The organism is Akkermansiaceae bacterium, from assembly GCA_017798145.1.
GTDB lineage: Bacteria > Verrucomicrobiota > Verrucomicrobiia > Verrucomicrobiales > Akkermansiaceae > Luteolibacter.
Genome location: CP059069.1, coordinates 2669944 through 2687499 on the forward strand (window position 1 = coordinate 2669944; position 17556 = coordinate 2687499).

16 protein-coding genes are annotated in these 17556 nt (G+C 58.4%); 9 read left to right on the forward strand and 7 right to left on the reverse strand.

Annotation, left to right across the window (positions count from 1 at the left end; all coding sequences use genetic code 11):
* Positions 1–37: 37 nt before the first annotated feature.
* Positions 38–259: a hypothetical protein gene (locus tag HZ994_11400; protein ID QTN32903.1), complete on the reverse strand. Its 222-nt coding sequence runs from the start codon at positions 257–259 to the stop codon at positions 38–40.
* A gap of 301 nt (positions 260–560) precedes the next feature.
* On the opposite strand from HZ994_11400, the gene HZ994_11405 reads away from it, so the two are divergent.
* The 4 genes from HZ994_11405 to HZ994_11420 all read left to right on the forward strand — a co-directional run bounded on the left by HZ994_11405 (position 561) and on the right by HZ994_11420 (position 1978).
* A complete protein-coding gene (locus HZ994_11405; GenBank protein ID QTN32904.1) occupies positions 561–704 on the forward strand; it encodes an entericidin A/B family lipoprotein in 144 nt (47 codons plus the stop codon).
* An 88-nt stretch (positions 705–792) separates the two neighbouring features.
* Entirely contained in the window at positions 793–942 is a 150-nt protein-coding gene (locus tag HZ994_11410; protein ID QTN32905.1) for a lmo0937 family membrane protein, read from the forward strand.
* A gap of 31 nt (positions 943–973) precedes the next feature.
* Positions 974–1189 (forward strand): DUF3185 domain-containing protein, encoded by a 216-nt coding sequence (locus HZ994_11415; GenBank protein ID QTN32906.1) that lies wholly within the window; start codon positions 974–976, stop codon positions 1187–1189.
* Positions 1190–1300: 111 nt separating this feature from the next.
* Positions 1301–1978 (forward strand): response regulator transcription factor, encoded by a 678-nt coding sequence (locus HZ994_11420; GenBank protein QTN32907.1) that lies wholly within the window; start codon positions 1301–1303, stop codon positions 1976–1978.
* Between the two features lie 30 nt (positions 1979–2008).
* On the opposite strand, the gene HZ994_11425 is transcribed toward HZ994_11420, so the two are convergent.
* Positions 2009–2311, reverse strand: coding sequence for a hypothetical protein (locus HZ994_11425; protein QTN32908.1), 303 nt, complete (start codon positions 2309–2311; stop codon positions 2009–2011).
* Positions 2312–2549: 238 nt separating this feature from the next.
* On the opposite strand from HZ994_11425, the gene HZ994_11430 reads away from it, so the two are divergent.
* The gene (locus HZ994_11430; GenBank protein QTN32909.1) at positions 2550–3110 is read left to right on the forward strand and encodes a fasciclin domain-containing protein; all 561 of its coding nucleotides are present in this window, start codon (positions 2550–2552) and stop codon (positions 3108–3110) included.
* Positions 3111–3876: 766 nt separating this feature from the next.
* On the opposite strand, the gene HZ994_11435 is transcribed toward HZ994_11430, so the two are convergent.
* The 3 genes from HZ994_11435 to HZ994_11445 form a co-directional block, all read right to left on the reverse strand.
* Positions 3877–5349: a sulfatase gene (locus HZ994_11435; protein QTN32910.1), complete on the reverse strand. Its 1473-nt coding sequence runs from the start codon at positions 5347–5349 to the stop codon at positions 3877–3879.
* A complete protein-coding gene (locus HZ994_11440) occupies positions 5336–6079 on the reverse strand; it encodes a prepilin-type N-terminal cleavage/methylation domain-containing protein (GenBank protein ID QTN32911.1) in 744 nt (247 codons plus the stop codon). The genes HZ994_11435 and HZ994_11440 overlap by 14 nt, the downstream gene beginning before the upstream one ends.
* A gap of 218 nt (positions 6080–6297) precedes the next feature.
* Entirely contained in the window at positions 6298–7038 is a 741-nt protein-coding gene (locus tag HZ994_11445; GenBank protein ID QTN32912.1) for a PEP-CTERM sorting domain-containing protein, read from the reverse strand.
* Between the two features lie 3 nt (positions 7039–7041).
* On the opposite strand from HZ994_11445, the gene HZ994_11450 reads away from it, so the two are divergent.
* Entirely contained in the window at positions 7042–8184 is a 1143-nt protein-coding gene (locus HZ994_11450; GenBank protein QTN32913.1) for a PEP-CTERM sorting domain-containing protein, read from the forward strand.
* Positions 8185–8508: 324 nt separating this feature from the next.
* Here HZ994_11450 and HZ994_11455 read toward each other — a convergent pair whose 3' ends face one another.
* Both HZ994_11455 and HZ994_11460 read right to left on the reverse strand, forming a co-directional pair.
* Positions 8509–9330: a hypothetical protein gene (locus HZ994_11455; GenBank protein ID QTN32914.1), complete on the reverse strand. Its 822-nt coding sequence runs from the start codon at positions 9328–9330 to the stop codon at positions 8509–8511.
* A gap of 63 nt (positions 9331–9393) precedes the next feature.
* Complete coding sequence (locus HZ994_11460) at positions 9394–10383, reverse strand: hypothetical protein (protein QTN32915.1); 990 nt, start codon at positions 10381–10383, stop codon at positions 9394–9396.
* Between the two features lie 172 nt (positions 10384–10555).
* Between HZ994_11460 and HZ994_11465 the strand changes: the two genes are divergently transcribed.
* Genes HZ994_11465 through HZ994_11475 form a run of 3 tightly spaced genes read left to right on the forward strand, consistent with a single transcriptional unit; the run spans position 10556 to position 17491 of the window.
* The gene (locus HZ994_11465) at positions 10556–11077 is read left to right on the forward strand and encodes an RNA polymerase sigma factor (GenBank protein QTN32916.1); all 522 of its coding nucleotides are present in this window, start codon (positions 10556–10558) and stop codon (positions 11075–11077) included.
* Positions 11074–12183, forward strand: a complete 1110-nt coding sequence (locus HZ994_11470; GenBank protein QTN32917.1) for a FecR domain-containing protein — start codon at positions 11074–11076, stop codon at positions 12181–12183. Before HZ994_11465 ends, HZ994_11470 begins: the two co-directional genes overlap by 4 nt.
* Before the next feature lie 52 nt (positions 12184–12235).
* Positions 12236–17491 (forward strand): hypothetical protein, encoded by a 5256-nt coding sequence (locus HZ994_11475; protein QTN30773.1) that lies wholly within the window; start codon positions 12236–12238, stop codon positions 17489–17491.
* The last annotated feature ends 65 nt before the right edge of the window (positions 17492–17556 follow it).

The following is a 17556-nucleotide window of genomic DNA, read 5'->3' on the forward strand; positions in this document are numbered from 1 at the left end:
TGCATTTTCTCCGCAGGTCAAGTTGCATCAGCCCGATTTAATGCCTGCTTCTATGGTCCGAACGGTTCGTATCCCGGAGATCATGGCTGCGGTTGGAGCCATAATCTTTGTATCTGCCTCCGTAAATGTATTGGCCGTTGTGGTAATAACGGCTGGTGTACGGATTTCCACCGTAGACGTATCTTCCCGTCTGGTAGCTGCCTCCTGAGTAATATTGCCCGTTGTGGTAGTAGGCGCTGCCAACGAATGTGTTCGGCAAAGTGGAATAGACGCCGTATCCGCCCCCACCTGAGGAGTGGCGGTTGTAACTAGAACGGCCTGGATCGACACACGAACCCAGGAGAGCTGCGGCAACAAGAGGACAGGCAAGGAATGCAGATCGGCAATGGTGTTTCTTCATACCCAGACAATGGCGCCGCAATGCCAACGGCCACAATGGGGTCTTCACCCCATCAAGCCGAGCCCCCGGATTTGTCGCCATGGAGTAGGGTTTCACCCCATAGCAACCGACACCGAACGGGAATATTTTTATCTAGGTGGAAAAACCACCCTCCAAAATCATGAAGCCTAAAACCAGACAGATCACCATCCTCATTATTTCAGCCGCACTTTTGTCGCTCTTCTCTTCAAGCTGCGGCACCGTCCACGGCTTCGGGCACGATGTCGAACACGTGGGCGACGCGATAGAGGGCTCAACCCGCTAAGCAAACTGGCGCCGTGCAATAATCCCGATTCAAACTCGGGGAAAAATACAGGGCCAAGGAATCCAAAACCACCGAAGAATCCATCCTCATGTTAATGACCATCGCAATCATCCTCATCATCCTTTGGGCGATGGGGCTCATCACCAGCTTCTCGCTCGGTGGCTTCATCCACATCTTGCTGGTGATCGCGGTCATCATGATCCTCATCCGGATTATCCAAGGACGCCGCATCCTCTGATGCGGATGAAGAGCCATCACCCTGCTATCCCATGAATGCCAAAGCCATAGCCGCCATCATCCTGATCGTCGCGGGTATCATCGTGCTCGCCTATTCGAGCATCAGCTTCACCACACCGGGTGAGAGCATCGATTTCCTCGGATTGCATGTAGAAACACGCGACTCGCATTTCATCCCACCCGTGATCGGTGCAATCGCCCTCGCCGCTGGGATCGTCCTGCTGGTGCTCAAACCCAGATCGGCCTGACGCCGGGATGCGGCCGGCAATCCCAAGAGAATTGAGAATGAGATGGATGCACCTGCCATTCGACCTTATGCTAAACGTTTGGAATGGGAAACTCCCTGAACCAGGGACATTATGAAACCAATCACAGTCTTACTGGCGGAAGACCACACGATGGTCCGCGAAGGGCTTCGCATCATGCTGAATCCGGAGACGGATATCGAGGTCATAGGCGAGGCTCCGAACGGGAGGCGGGCGGTCGCCATGGCCTTGGAGCTCCGTCCCGATGTGGTGGTGATGGACATAGCCATGCCAGGTTTGAACGGCCTGGAGGCAACCCGCCAACTGCTCAAGGAGCTGCCGAAAACCAAGGTCATCATTCTCACCGCACACTGCGACGACGCCTATGTGCAGAGCGCGACCGATTCCGGTGCCGTCGGTTTCCTGCTCAAACAGGACACCGCCCATGATGTCTCCATTGCAATCCGCGAGGCATACAGAGGCCGGACATTCTACAGCGCGTCGGTTTCCAGGCGCATGGGTCGCCTCAACACCAAGTCCCGCGACCGGGCGGGAAAGATCCAGACAAAGCCCTCCGTGCTGACTTCCCGGGAGATGGAAGTGCTGCAACTCATCGCCGAAGGCAAAGCCAACAAGGAGACGGCCTCCGATCTGGGCATCAGCATCAAGACCGTGGAGAAGCATCGCGGACATCTGATGGAGAAACTCGACATCCACGATACCGCCGGCCTCACCCGGCACGCCATCGCCACCGGCATCATCGAGAGCAGCGTGCAGGTCACTATCATTTAGGCAACCTGACGCAACCCTCTGGATGGGATCCTATTGGTTCTCCGCATCCACCTTGGCCTTGGCGGCTTCGGCCTCTGCATCGACCTTCTTCTTGTCCGCATCGAGCTGTGCCTGCACCGATTCCTTGTCGGCTTCGATCCTCGCCAGTTCGATTTCGGCATTCGCTTCGGTTTGCCGGATTGCTTCCTTGGCTTCCTCGCTCACTTCCTCCTTGCGTTCGTCGATCGCCTCCTTGGCCGCTTCCTTGGAATCTTCGATGGCCGCTTTCTGCTTGTCGCAACCTACGGAAAGAACCGCGGCAAGTGCGATGATGATGTATCTCGTGTTTTTCATGATGTTCTATCTTTTTCATCCGCCGTCGAAATTATGCCGGATGGCTCTCAATTTCCCGCGGATCTCGCAAACCTATGCGATCACCGGGGAAGCCACCATGGGGTGAAACCCTCCCCTGCAGGAAACAGCTTCTGGGGGTTACACCCCATAGCGAAGCCGATTCCCCGGCACCATTGTCCGGAGTGACGAATGGCGGATCCGCCAATTCACAAAACAACAAACAAAAGAACATCAAATTATGAAAACAACAAAACTGACCCGCACCGTATTCCTGATTTCCATGGCCGCAGCGTATCCCGCCGCACATGCCGAGGACGCAGTCACCGAAAAGCCGAAGATGGAGGAAAAGGCAACCGTGGAAGCCGGATCGCTCACTGCGGTGATTTCCGACAGCCTGACATTCTCCACTCTCACGAAATGCCTCAAGGCAGCGGAGCTCGACATCACGCTCGGCACCAAGGGTGACTACACGATCTTCGCCCCAACCGACGAAGCATTCGGCAAGCTGCCTGCGGAAACACTCACCAAGCTCATGCTTCCCGAGAACAAGGAGAAACTCCGCATGCTGCTGCTCTATCATGTTGTCGCAGGCAGGATGCTCGCCGCCGACCTGCAGGACGGCGATGTCAAGACGATGAATGGCGAGAAACTGAAGATCGATGCCGATAAAAAGGAGATCGAGATCAACGGAGAGAAAGTCTTCAGCGCCGATGTTACTGCAAACAACGGGGTCATGCACTCCCTTGGCAAGGTGCTTGTCCCTGATTCGCTTGAAGGATTCGTGGGTCTCGACAACTAAGGATCGCCCAACTGACGAGAGGCAGCTGCGTTCTACGGAATGGGCACGCAGGTGCCATGCGCCTTCCATCTGCTAGCTAAAAATGAAGTCCGTCCCGGCCAGAGCCGGGGCGGATTTTTGATGTTCGCTGTGGGGCTCTCGTACTGGAGACGGTTCTCAACCGCATGCTCGAAGACAGTGCTGATGAACCCCACAGGTGGTCTTTGTCGCAAACTCGCTATACTCCGGATTGTCGTCTCCAGGCTGCGACGAAATACCTTGTTACCATGCCGGATAACGGCGTAAAACATCTGCGTGGAGCGAGGGCTTTTACTAGCGCTTGTCGTATCGGATTACATTGCCCCATACGGCAAATTCGGATATGTAAGATGCTTCTCAAACACCTCACATAACTTCGCAAGCCATTGGAATCCAATAAGTTGCACGAGTAGCTCAGCGGTAGAGCAACCCGTTTACACCGTGAAATGACAGCTTGTTCGTGGGACGTTGCGGACTGAATAGGATTCTGTAATCCATTCTAATTCAATCACTTGGAGCATCCCCAAGGATTGAATCCGGATCGAGGTGAGAAGAGCCGATTTGCCCCAAATGGCCCCTTGCGACCTGATTTTGCCACCGCCAGTATACATAGGTAGTATACATAGCTCAAACCCGCTTGAAACGGGTCGCTCTGCGATCCGGTGAGAACCGCCATGGCCAGAATCCATGGTAAAGTCACCAAACCGGGCATCAACCTGGCCATTCGCTCGATCTTCGTCTTCCGGCGCTATTTCCCTTTCCGGATGGTGATCTTCCCGGCACGTCCGGCGGAATCCAATTTCTCCGAAAGGGTGGCGACCAGATCCTTGTGCTCCGGATCATCGACGAGATTGCCCTCGGGGGTCTGGGTTTCCCGATGATCATAGAGTTCCCTTGCCGCGATTTTTTTCGACTTCGTGTCGATCCACTCGGTGTAGCGCCACCGCTCCGTCCGCAGTGTGTATCCCATCGTTCCGCCGCGCGGATACTGGCTGAATGCGAACTCGCGAAGCGCCCCGCCGGGATCCTTCAGCGCCGGCCCGATGCTGCGCCCTTCGCAAGATGCAGGAATTTTCCCGCCGGTCAGTTGCGCCAAGGTCGGGAAAACATCGATCATTTCCACGAGGGCATCGGAGCTTTTCCCCTTGGCGAAACCCGGGGCGGAAACGATGAAGGGCACCCTCGTGTCCAGCTCCAGGTTGGTGTGCTTGCACCAGAGCCCGTAGTCGCCGAGCTTATAGCCGTGATCACCCCACAGCACGACGATCGTATCGTCGCGCAGGCCAAGCCGGTCGAGCTCGGCCATGACCTTGCCGACTTGGGCATCGGTGAAACTCACGCAGGCGGCGTATCCGTGCCTGAGCTCTTTCGTTTTCGCGTCGCTCAGCGGCCCCTCGGCCGGGATGCCCTGGTAGCCGCGCAGCTCGCCCCAATTTGTCAGCGCCAGCGAGGGGGTTCCCTTGGGCGGGTTGCGATCCGGCACGGAGAACCGGTCGCGCTCGTACATGTCCCAGTAGCGTTTCGGTGCGGCGAAGGGCAGGTGCGGTTTGGCGAAACCGACGCACATGAAAAACGGCTTGCCCTTGTTCCGGCGCAGTGACTCGATCGCCTGCCTGGCGACAACCCCGTCCTGATAAGCCTCATCGCCAACATCCGCCGCTTCCGTGTCCGGGCCTTTGGTGGCTGCCCGCAGTTCGGCATCCTTCAACCCTTTCTTCCTGGCCTCCGTGGCTTTCCGTTTGATCGATTGCAGCGTCTTCGGATCCGCATACTTGTCCAGTGACCGGCCGGGCAGTTCCGTCAAGTATTCCTTGTCGTCGCTTCCGTGGTGATAGACTTTGCCGAACGAGGCGGTCACGTAGCCCTTTTCCCTGAAGTAGCGCGGCAGGGTCATCGCATCCGGGATCGTGCGGCGCAGGGGGGTGAACAGATCGAATATGCCCGTGGTGTTGGGGTATTGCCCGGTCATGACGCTGATGCGCGACGGCGCGCAGATCGCCTGCTGGCAGTAGGCGCGCTCGAAAAGCACACCTTCCGAGGCCAGCTTGTCGATTGCCGGACTTTTGATGGATTCCACGCCGTAGCATCCGAGCTCAGGCCGCAGGTCATCGACGAAGAAGAAGAGGACGTTCTTTGCCATGGCGGATCCCGCCATCATCAGCGATGCCGCGAACAGGAGGGCGCCTGGGAAACGAAGGCCGGTTTCGCTACGGGGTGCCATTGTTCCCCCTCCAGAAGCTGTTGTCATTGCCGCCGCGTTTGTCGAACCCCTCGATGTCCTTCCTGCTGACTTCCCCGACGTGACCGTCATAGTAGGCAACGAGCGCCTTGCCATTGTGGCGGTAGGCGATCGCCGGGGCGTTGACCTTTCCCTCCTCACCTTTCCAACTGAAGCGCCCACCGTACTGAACCAACCAGTTCACGGCCGTCACGAAAGCGGCGGTCTGGGCAGGCGAGGTCAATTCAGCCATCCGGTAGCCGGAATCGACATCGCTGTTGCCCGACGAGTAGTTTTCCTTCGACACCATCCCGTAGCTCGCCTTGAGCGTATCGTATCCGCTCGCCCTTGCTTTGTAGGCGATGGAATCGAGGTAATTGGGACTCACCCTGCTTTCCTGGCTTTTGCCGGACGTGGGCCGGCTCACGCCGACGTAGAGGTCGAGGAAATCCGAATTCCTATCCCACAGGCCGCCCGTTTTGCCATCGGAATCCTGGGTGAACGTCGAAACATACCGCCCGTTGTTGTCGGATGCGTAGAGGCCGTTCGCAAGCTGGAGCTTGTGCAGATTGTCGGTGGAATTGGCTCGTCCGGCCGCCGTCCCTACCCTTGGTATCGCGAAGAAAATCAGCGCGGCTAGCACCACGATGATCGAAATGGTGACCAGGAGCTCCACCAAGGTGAAGCCGGACAGTGAATGGGCGGATGGGTTCTTGCGGATGTTGGATTTCACGGAAGCATTGGGTTTGTTGGCTGCGACAATTTGCTGAATCACCGCAACCGGGGAGTATCATATCATCTCCATGCACCCTGTATTGTCACGGGAGCAGGTTACAAGGCCGGCGTGGCCTCCGGGATGCCCTTGCGATCTCAGGTGACGGAAAGCGCCGGACTGATCCCGGCCCGACGCTTACTGTGGATTCGTTTGTCAGATCTGGCTGAGAAAAGACCTCAGCGGCGACGGCGGAGCAGGAAACCTCCTCCTAGGAGCGCGAGCAGCGCGGAGCTTGGCTCGGGAACGACACCGAAGACAGCAAGGTTATCCAGAACCGTGTCATTGCCGCTGCTCGCGGCCGTCCCTCCGGAGAAGGCCAATCGGAATACAACCGACCCACCTGCATCCAATGTGCGGTCGGCCAAACCGGTCAGGTCGATGTCGAAATTATGGGGGGTGGCGTTGGTCAATGGTTCGTTACCCAAGATCACCAGAGTCCCATTCGACACCGGACCGGTGGTGATGACTCCCGACTGCACCGAAAGCGCCCACAATTCAGGGGCATTGGACCGGATGGCGGCGGAATCGAAATTGAAGCTGGTCAGTTCGATCGCGAAGCCGACCGTCGAGGTGATGGTGAAATCGATGTGCCCGCTGTAGCCATTGGCCAACGCGGTTCCCTCGCCAAGGGCGACCGTTGTGCTTGGACCGGGGATGCCCGTCCCGGCAGCCACCGATCCCCAGGTTCCGTCGTTGCTTGCGCCGTAGTTGGCGGTGGCGTTGTTCCAGTTGAACCATGTGCCGCCGGCGTCGGTCGTTCCGACCCCTTGGCCTGAAACGGAGTTGGTTGTGTTCGCGTTCCAGGTGTCTGCGCTGACTTCGGTCCAGACATCCCAGCCGGCCAATAGCACGGCAGCGGAACCGTTTGAGGAAAGAGCCGCAACGGCACCGATTGCGAGTAGGAATTGTTTTTTCATGGTATGGATTTTGATGGGTTTGTTTCATTTGGCTCCAAGCGAACCGGACGCACGGCAACCATCTGGTTAGATACTGTGGGCAAAAAACCGAAATTTTGTAATGTCACTGGAATCCGTGACATGACAGGGCGCCGTGATTCCGGCAGAATATTTGCAGTCAAAATATCACAAGAGGAAAGCCGCGCCGGCAATCCGCCACGAACAACAGAAAACCAGGAAAACAGAAACATGAAAAATTCGGTACAAACTGCGGCCGCCCTTGCGCTCGCATCGACATCGGTGTTGCAGGCAGCTGTCATCACCCAAACGGGTCCGCAAACTGCGGCAAGCGGAGATGATTGGAATGTGCCCGCCCTATGGTCGAACACTGCTGCGCCTTCGGGCGGCAACACGTATGTGATGAACGCCCGCATCAACACCCCCGACACACCCGCCGCCACAGCGGTGTTCGGCGGAGACTCCCTTCGGGTGGATTCCGGCGGCAACCTGCAGGTGCGCGCCAGGAACGAAGCCGCCGATGCCGTCACCGTGAACCTGGTTCTGAATGGGGGACAGGTCGGGCTGAACAAGACGACTTCCAACTACGCCCAGCTTGAAGGCACCGTCTCGGTGACCGCCGACTCGACGTTCAAAATGTTCCAGAACGCGACCACGCAGCGTAACCTAAGGCTGAACTCGCTGGTCAGCGGGGGAAGCGGAAACGTCCTTTCATTGAACGGAACCTCCGGATTCACCGGCCCTGGCAACGTCTTTGTCGAGGTTCTGAACTCATCCAACTCCTTTGCGGGAACTTGGCAGATCAATGACATCAGGGCGATCTTCGGATCCGTCGGCGCAACCGGAAGCGGCGGTTTCAATTTACTGACGGATGGCTATCTCCGGATCAATGACAGCTGGAGCGGCTTCATCTCCGCCGTCAGCGGTTCGGAAGTCAACGTGGGCGGAACCAACACCTACACGCTCAACGGCCTGACCGTCGATGGCAACGCGTTCACGACGGCGGGCACCTATACTTCCAGCGAACTCAATCTGGCAACCGGCACCGCGATTTTCAGCGGACCCGGTTCCTTTGTTGTCGTTCCGGAGCCATCCTCACTGGCTCTTCTCGGACTTGGCGCCCTCGGCCTCATGGTTCGCCGCCGCTAAGCGGGATCCCAAGACATAAACCCAAACGGATCCAGGATTTAGGAAAACGGAGCGTTCGTCGGCTGCCTTCATGGCATGCCACGGAACGGCGATGAAGACAGCCACCTCACATTCAGGGTGGCATCCGGCGCTTGGAATTTTTCGGCCATTCCGGAATGACTCCGCATGAACCCATCAGGCACCCTGGGGGAAGAGGACGGGCGCAGGAAATCACCGGGGATGCGGGGAATTGCCGGAGACCAAGGCCGCTTCAACCGAAGCGCGATGGCTGGTTGCTCCGTTTCGGGGTGAGGGCTTCCGTGCGCTGGGCTGCTGCCGTCCTTGCTATGGCTGCCACCCTTTTACGAAAGCCCGGTCACTCTTGCTGAGTGTGGAGATCGGGATCTCATAGCGCCTGCCGCTTACCATGACGATCAAGGTGTCGCCGTCTTTCCCGATCAGTTGCGCTTCGATGACCTTGCCTTCGGCATTTGTGAGCTTGCGTACGGTAACGGGCGCAAGTCTTGACCCCTTGGCTCCATCCGAGTCACGCCTGCTTTCCGGTGGGTTTTCCCGCTGGATTTCGCGCAGGTCATGGTCTTCGTGAAACAGCAGGATGCGGTCGATGTTGAAGTTCTTGGATCTCCCTGAAATCGTGAGTTCGTAGGTCTCCCCTTGTTTGAGGCGATAGAGGACGGGGTATTTGATGTGGTTCACATCGATCTGCGTGGCCCAACCCCAGCCTTTGGGATCCCCGCCGAACATCTTGGTGTCGCTGCGGAGTATTTTGAGAGGGGCCTCGCCGCCTGCTTCGAAGTCACCCTTGAGCGCGATGTAGCAGTCGTTGGAAATGTCCTCGCGTTTTGACTCGAGGCGTTTCCTGGCGCGCAGGATGAGCTGATAGGTGCCGGGCTTGTTGATTTTGAAATGGTATCCGAGCGGTGAATCGGCAGGGCCGGATTCGGTCTTGTTGCCGGTGAATTCCAGGTGGCATTCGCCCTGGTAATCGGCGACGTCGGTCTTTTTCTTCCACTTTCCCAGCCTTGAATCGGTGGATTCCGCCTCGATGGTCACTTTGCCCCCCTGTTCCAGAAACACGGTCTCGCCGGCCGCGAAGACCGTGGGCAGCAGCAGTGCGAGTGATCGGATTGCTGTTCTTTTCGACATGGGTTCAGTGCTGGTTGGACGGCAAAACACGCGAGGCCTGCCAGAACATGAAGGGAGATTCGTTCAGCGGTCCGTGCGTGTTCGATCCCGGAGAAATTCATCCGTCGCTTTCCTTGAGGCGCGGCCTTCGAAGGTTTCCCTTTGCTCGATCAGCGAGAGCGCGGCGCCCGCCAGGGTGTTCTGGTATTTTTCTCCCCCAGCATCCGTTTCCGGATAGAAGTCGGGCCGGGGGTTGTAGGTGATGGGCAGGAAGATCACATCGTCTCGGCGGAGAAAATCGCCACCCATGATCCTGTCGCTGGCGAGCCAGTGGACGAACTTCCGCAATTCATAATAGAGATCCTCCTTCTCGGGTGCCTGGTTGAACGGAACCTGGAAAACCAGCGGCTTGTTGCGGGTTTTCGGATCGGTCGTGACCCACTTGAGGAATTCCTGTCGACGCCCGTTGTTGCCATACCATTTTTCCGGGGAGCCTTCGATCAGGATCACATCCACATTTGGATCGAGGCACATATCATGCTCGGCCTTGCTGTTGTTGCGCACGTTCCAACAAAGCTTCACGGGAGGATGGCCTTTCTTTTCGTGTGCCCTGAGCCAGTCCTTGGCCCGCTTGATATCCTGCGGTGTGTAGCTGTAGGCCTCCTTCGAACGATCCTCACCCGGCTGTGAACCGTAGAGCATGACCCACCGGATATGGGCGTTCAGCTTGTCCTTTTGCTTGAATATCGTCTCCAAGCGCTCTTCGAGGGTTCCCTTGCGCGTCACCGAGCCGTAGTTCCAATGGGTTCTCGGAATCGCGGCCATGCCGTTGTTCTTCGCCTTCTTGAATTGCGCGACGGTGGCTTTCCATGTGGCCGCGGTGTTCCTCTCCTTGGCCTGCGTGTCGCTGTCGTTGAGGCTGAGCCCCTCGCTCCTGTTGGCGATTTCCTGCCAAAGCCGGATCTTCTTCGCCGCGTCCGGCGGAATGTATGGCAGGGCGCTGAACACCTCGTAGGCCGCCGCAGGAGCGATCAGCGCGGCGCAGGTTATGAAAAGTCTTGGAAGGGGATTCATGGGTATGAAATTCTTGTCGGTGCAAGATAACCTCAACGGTGAAGATCCGAAAAATCATTCACGCCGGCAAGGATCCGCGCGTCACGGAAACAGGTGACAGATTTCGTGTGCCCTTTGCTCCATCATTCCCGTCTATTCTGATGAACGCGATCGTCCATCACCAAAAAGACCGATGACAAAAGAGGAACTCACAGAATTGGTTGAAGCCCATCAGGCGGAATTGTTCCGCTACCTGAGGTTCATCGGCGCCGACTATTCGTCCGCCGAGGATCTGCTGCAGGAAACCTACCTCCGGGCGTTCCGGGCGAAGGCGGCCCCCGGCCTCCACGATTACAATTCGCGCCGCGCCTGGCTCAGGAGGATTGCCCACAACCTTTTCATCGACCACTGCCGCAGGCGCAGCCGCTCCCCCGTGAGCTTCAGCAGCGAGCAGGCGGAAACGGCCGAGGAGTTTTGGAAGACCGGGTTTTACCAGCATGACGAAGGCTTCGGCTGCATGGAAGCGCTGGAGCAGTGCATGAAAGGACTCTCCGCAAGCCAGCGCGAGCTGGTCGATGCCTTCTACGCCGCTCGGCGCTCGCGCGAGGACATCGCGGAATCGCTGGGCATTTCGCCCAGCGGGGTGAAGGCGTCCCTCAGGCGCATCCGCGCGGCGCTCGCGGGCTGCATCGAACAGAAACTTTCCCAGGCATGAAACCGGAAGACCACCAGGACCACCTCGTCGATATGCTCTTGTCCGAATTGCTCGGCAAGGAAAGCCCGCCCGATGTGCGCGAAAAGGTTCTCGAAGCGGCGGAACGGCTCCCCCGACCTTCCATCGTCCGGATCCACCCCGGTGTGAAGCCGGGAAGGCGTTCGAGGAGGCCGGTTTTCGCGCTGGCGGCAATCGTGGCGCTGCTGGGGATTGCGGGCGCGCTTGTTCAGCTTCAGCGGATCTCGAATGCGCGCACTCCCGAGATCACGGAGTTCTCAGGTGAAATCGACCACAAGGGCGGCCGCATTTCGCCCGGCGAGAGCATCGCCACGGGCAAAGGCTCAACGGCGGTGCTGCGCTACCTCGATGGCACGGTGCTCAGGCTCGCTCCGGATACCGGGATCGTGGTGGAGGAAACTTCGCGATGGGATCGCTCCAAGCTGATCGAGCTTGTGTCCGGGAGTGTGGAGGCCGTGGTTTCGCCACAACCCGAAGGCCGCCCCATGGTTTTCAGATCCGGCAACACCCACGCCGAAGTGGTGGGCACGCGCCTCAGCTTCAGTGCGGAGGAAGGGCGCGTTCGCCTCGAAGTGAGCAAGGGCGCGGTGCGTTTCACTCCCGGCACGGCGGGTGGCGGGTTCGTCGTCGGTGCGGGACACTTCGCGGAATCGGACAAGTCGGGTCTCCGCCATGGGAAAATCCCCGTTCCCGGAATCACCGGATTCACCCTGATGAATGCGGAAACCGACAAGCCGATCCGCAAGCAAGTGCTCGTCAGCGGGGAAACGATTTCCCTCTACTCGCTTCCGACCCGAGAGATCAACATCCGTGCGGACTACCGGGGTGCGCCCCCGGCTTCGGTGAAGATCAGTGTGACCCGCCATGACGGAACCCCGACGGGACTCCCGCCGCATGCCGAAAAGGATCAGGAGCATCCCCCCTTCTTTGTCGCCGGCGACCATTGGCCGGAAGGGCGGCCGGAAGACTGCTCCGCATGGACTCCCCGCCCGGGCAGCTACCGCATCAGGGCCGAGGCCGCATACACCGACGAACGCCGGGCAAACCCGGGCGAAGCCCTCGAAATCGATCTGCGGATCACCGAGTGATGCACTGAGGAAGAGATGATCGGACAGAAACCCATTTTCACGAATCCAACAGATGAAACAGATAAGACAATTTGCATGGCTCCTAAGCTTCGGCCTATGGGCGGCCAACGTCTCCGCCTACGAAGTATGGATGGGAACCCACCTGATGCGCAGTTCCGACGCTTCCAATCTGTCCGAATGGTCCCTGGCCGCGTCACAAATGGATGGCATCAACATCAACCGTGCCCCGAACGATACCGAACCGGCGTCCAACAACGACTGGAGGACGATTTTCAAGCAGTTTTCCAATCGGAAACATTCCATGTCCGAGGTCGCACGCTCCGAGGTGACAAGGAATCCCGTTAGCGTGGACGAACTCGCATATGACGATATCGACCAACGGCTCAGTGAGATTTTCGGGTTTGAAAACACCTTCGGATACGATCTGGACATCCTGATGTTCTACAACGAACGGGGCACGTATCGTGGAGTTGAGTATCTTTATGAATGGACACAAAAAGAGGTTCAGCACATGCGCGAATGGCTCGACACGAATGGTCGCGCGGATGTCAGGCTGATGTGGAACGTGAGGAACAACAGTGTCGAAAACCAGAACTGGGCGAAAAATCCCTTAGTTGATCTCGTAGAGATCGAATCAAGCACCACGGCGTTCCTCGCAAACACCAACAACCAGATCACCTTTTTTACCTGGTTTTGGAATAACTCGGTAACCAAAAACAAGGAAATCGCCCTGCAGATGCCGCGCGTGCTTCCGGGGGATCCGCTAGATCAATTTCAGGGATCGCGCCGCGTGGCCAAAAAGGTCGGTGACATCATCGGATACGGAGAGGACGGAATGCGTAGCAACCGGCTCATCTTCATGCCAGTCACCTATAACGACAACTACCTGTATAGACCCGAGACGGTTTCCAACGGCACGTCCTATACCGACACGATGACCAGTATCTGTCTTTCGCTGATCGAACAACGCCAGCTCTTTGAAGGCCGCCTCCCGCAGCTACCTACGAATGCGCTCGCCGACAGCAAGGTTCGGACCATCCCCCCCACCATCACCGCCATCGCGAACCGGACGACGAATGAAAACACCCAGACACCGGCCATCGCTTTCACCGTAGCCGATGGTGATACCGCATTGACCGCCCTGACGGTCAGCGCGACCTCATCCAACCCCGTGCTGACCCCCGCCTCCGGGTTCGTCTTCGGAGGCTCCGGGAAGAACCGGACGGTAAAAGTCACTCCCGCTCCCGGCCAAATGGGCACCAGCGTCATCACCGTCACGGTCAGTGATGGATACTGGAGCGCCAGCTCATCCTTCACCCTCTCCGTCGGCACCACTCTCGCAAGTGGGAGCACCGATGCGGCCATCACCGATGCCCCTGCAGTCACTGATCAAACCGCTACCACCGTCCTCCTCGGTTCCGGAGGAAACAGCCCATACACCGAGCGCTGTGCCGTATATGCTTTCCAGCTTCCCAGCCTCGGGAATGTTGCCAATCCTTTCAAAAGCTCATCCTTCACCTTCAACCTGGAGGACAAGCAAGGCACGCTGACGAACAATGACCTCTACGGCTTGGGACGCCGGGACACAGGCACCGTTCTCGTAACGGATTACTATGGTAAAACAGCCACCGCAGACCCAACCGACGCCACCAGGCTTCAGACGAACATCCTCACCAATGGCACTCCGCTCGGACTCGTCAGCACTTCCGCCGCCGGAAACACCGCGTTGCTCAGCTACCTCAACGCCCAATACGCCTCCGGTGCGGGTGCCGGAAAATATGTCTTCCTCCGCTTGAATACCACCGGCCCGAAAACCGGGATCAACCGCGCGACGATCACCATGTCCGAAGGTGGAGAAACCAGCCCGACGGACACCCGCCCGCGCCTGTTTTTCACCACGAACTCAGCTCCGACGATTGCCAGTATCGGCAACGTCACCACCAATCAAAGCACCGCGACCTCAACCATTCCCTTCACCATCGGGGACGTGGAAAGCACGGCCAACTCCCTCACCGTCACCGCCACCTCGTCAAACACCGCGTTGATCCCAAATGCGAGCATCGTCCTTGGCGGATCGGGTACCAACCGCACATTCAGGATCACCCCCACCGCCGGAGCTACCGGCTCCAGCATCATCACGATCCAAGTGAGCGATGGTGTCCGCACCACCAGCACCACATTCACCATCAATGTCTTCAATGCCATTCTCGGTGAACTGGCGGATGCAGAGATCGCACCGAACCAGAGCACCGCGCCATTTACCTACGGCATCCAGAACCTTTCCTGGACTTCTCTCTCCGCAGGCACCTCCGGCGGAAACGTAGGCCGGGATCGCAGCGTGGTGTTTCCTTTCCTGCTCCCCAGCCTCGGCTCGATTTCCAATCCTTTTTCCGCCGTATCCTTCTCCGCGAATCTGGAGTCTTTGGACAATAGCCCGCTCGGAAATGTACGCATCTACGGCCTCGGAAAACGCGATACCGCCACCGTTCTGACCACTGATTACTACGCTGCCACCTCCACTCTGGACACCACGGACGCCACCCTGATCCAAACGAATTTCATCCCAAGCGGCACCACGGGAACTGGCTTGAAAAATACCGACAACGCCGGCGACGCAAAGCTGATCGCCTACCTTAACGCACAATACGCCGGCGGCGCGGGCGCAGGGAAATACGTCTTCCTCCGCCTCGCGACGGACACACCGCAGACCGGTGGTTCCAGCCGTTTCCGGTTCACCAGCGCCGACGGAGCCGTTGCCGCATCGAACGCGGCCATCCGCCCCCAGATCGGATATCTCGCCGCCAGCGGAAACCTCCCGCCGACCATATCCTCCATCGGAAACCGCAGCATTCCTGTGGATACAAGCAGCGGGGAAATCCCCTTCACCATAGGCGATAGCCAGACATCTCCGGCCTCACTGATCCTAACCCAGTCCTCCAGCAACACCGCCCTCGTCCCGGAGGAAAACATCGTCTTCGGCGGCAGCGGAGCCGAGCGCACCGTCTCCATCACCCCGGTTGCAAACCAGGTCGGCGACTCGACGATCACCATCACCGTCAGCGATGGCGTCCTCACTTCCAGCACCACTTTTAGCCTCAGCGTCTTCCGCGCGCTTTTCAGCGAGCAGAGCGACGCGGAAGTGCAGTTCACTCTGAGCACACCACCCTACGCCATTCAGGGACTATCGAACATCAACCTGTTCATAGGCACGGCAGGCGGAACTGTCGGCAAGGAACGCTGCCCCGTATTTCCCTTCCAACTGCCCAACCTTGGCATCATCAACAACCCTTTTACCGCCGCAGCTTTCACCATCAATTTCGAAAGCAAGGACAGCAATCCCGTGGGTAACGTGAGTGTCTATGGTCTGGGCAGGCGTGATGCGGGCACAGTCTCGTTTGACGATTACTGGACCGCTACTTCCGACACCGATTCCACGGACGCGACTCTTCTCCAGACAAATCTCATCCCCGCTGGTAGCAGCGACTTCGGCCTGAAAACCACCAACACAGCCGCCAATGCGACCCTCATCGCCTATCTGAATGCGCAGTATGCCGGGGGGGCAGGTGCCGGGAAATACGTCTTCCTCCGTCTCTCTTCGGACGCCCCGCAGACCGGTGGGGCCAGTCGCTACAAGGTCACCAGTGCCGACGGTGCGGCCATCGCGGAAAACAACGCCATCTGGCCGCAGATCGCATACACCGCCACAAGCGGAAATTTCCCTCCCACCATCTCGGAAATCACCAGCCATGATATCGCGATCGGCACCGATACCGGTTCCATTCCCTTCACCATCGCCGACGGCCAGAGCACCCCGGAATCCCTGGCCCTGAGCGCGACTTCCAGCAACCCCGCACTCATCCCCGCAGGAAACATCACCTTCGCTGGCACCGGAGCCAACCGCACCGTGACCGTTTCCCCGGTCGCCGGACAACTCGGCAGCTCCACCATCATCGTCACCGTCAGCGACGGAGCTCTTACCGCCAGCAGCACTTTCACCATCAACGTGCTGCCCGCGCTGTTCGGTGCCTTGAGCGATGCGGAGATACAGCCGAACGAAACCACACCTCCGCTTACCTATAACATCCTGAACCTTTCGGGGAGCACCTTGGTCATAGGCACCGCAGGCGGAAATACCGGCAGAGACCGCTGTGCGGTATTCCCATTCCAGTTACCGAACCTCGGAACCATCGACAACCCGTTCACTACCGTCGAGTTCACCGTGAATTTTAACAGCAAGGACAGCAATCCTCTCGGAAATGTGAGCGTCTATGGCCTGGGTAGCCGCAGTGCCAACACTGTTCTGGATTTCGATCATTGGGCGGCCACCACCGATGTCGATCCCACGGACGCCACCCTTCTCCAGACGAACCTCATCCCCGCCGGCAGCAGCGACTTCGGCCTGAAAACCACCGATGAGAACGGCAGTGCCAACCTGCTTGCCTACCTTAACGCCCAGTACGCGGGAGGAGCAGGTGCCGGAAAATACGTCTTCCTACGCCTCGCCTCGGATACCCCCCAGACAGGGGGAACGTCCCGCTACCGGGTCACCAGTGCCGATGGTGCGCTGGCGGTGACAAACAACACCCTATGGCCGCGCCTCACCTACAGCGCCATCATCCAGACCCCGCCAACCATCTCCGACATCACGGATCGCAGCATCAACGTGAACACGGAAACAGGTGCGATCCCGTTCACCGTTGGCGACGGCCAGACCGAACCCGGATTGCTCACCCTGAGCAAATCCTCAAGCAACCCCTCACTCGTCCCGACGGCCAATATCGTTTTCGATGGCACTGATGAAGACCGCACTGTGACCGTCACCCCCGCCGCCAACCAACTCGGCAGCTCCACGATCACCATCACCGTCAGTGACGGGACACTCACCACCAGCGACACCTTCGTCGTCACGGTCATAGGAAACGGCATCGAAACCTGGCGCTTCAACCACTTCGGCACCACCGCAGACACCGGCACCGCCGCCGACTCCTTTGATGCGAACAACGACGGCGAAAACAACCTCCTCGAATACGCCACCGGCCAGTCCCCCATGGCGAACACCACCGCCTCCACACCCATCTCGAAAAACGGAGCGAGCCTCGAATTCACCTACACCCGCAGCAAAGCCGCCATCGCCGATGGAGTCACCTTCCAGGTCGAATGGAGCGACACCCTCGCCCCCAACTCATGGGACAACACCGGCGTCACCGAAGGATTGCCAACCGACAACGGCACCACGCAAACCGTAAAGGCCACCATGCCCGCAGGCACATCAGGGAAACGTTTCGCCCACCTAAAGGTCACCCGATGACCCCTCACCCGCCCTTGCACGAAAACGCTCCCGCGCTTGTCACGTGTTTCAGTGACAAGACAGCC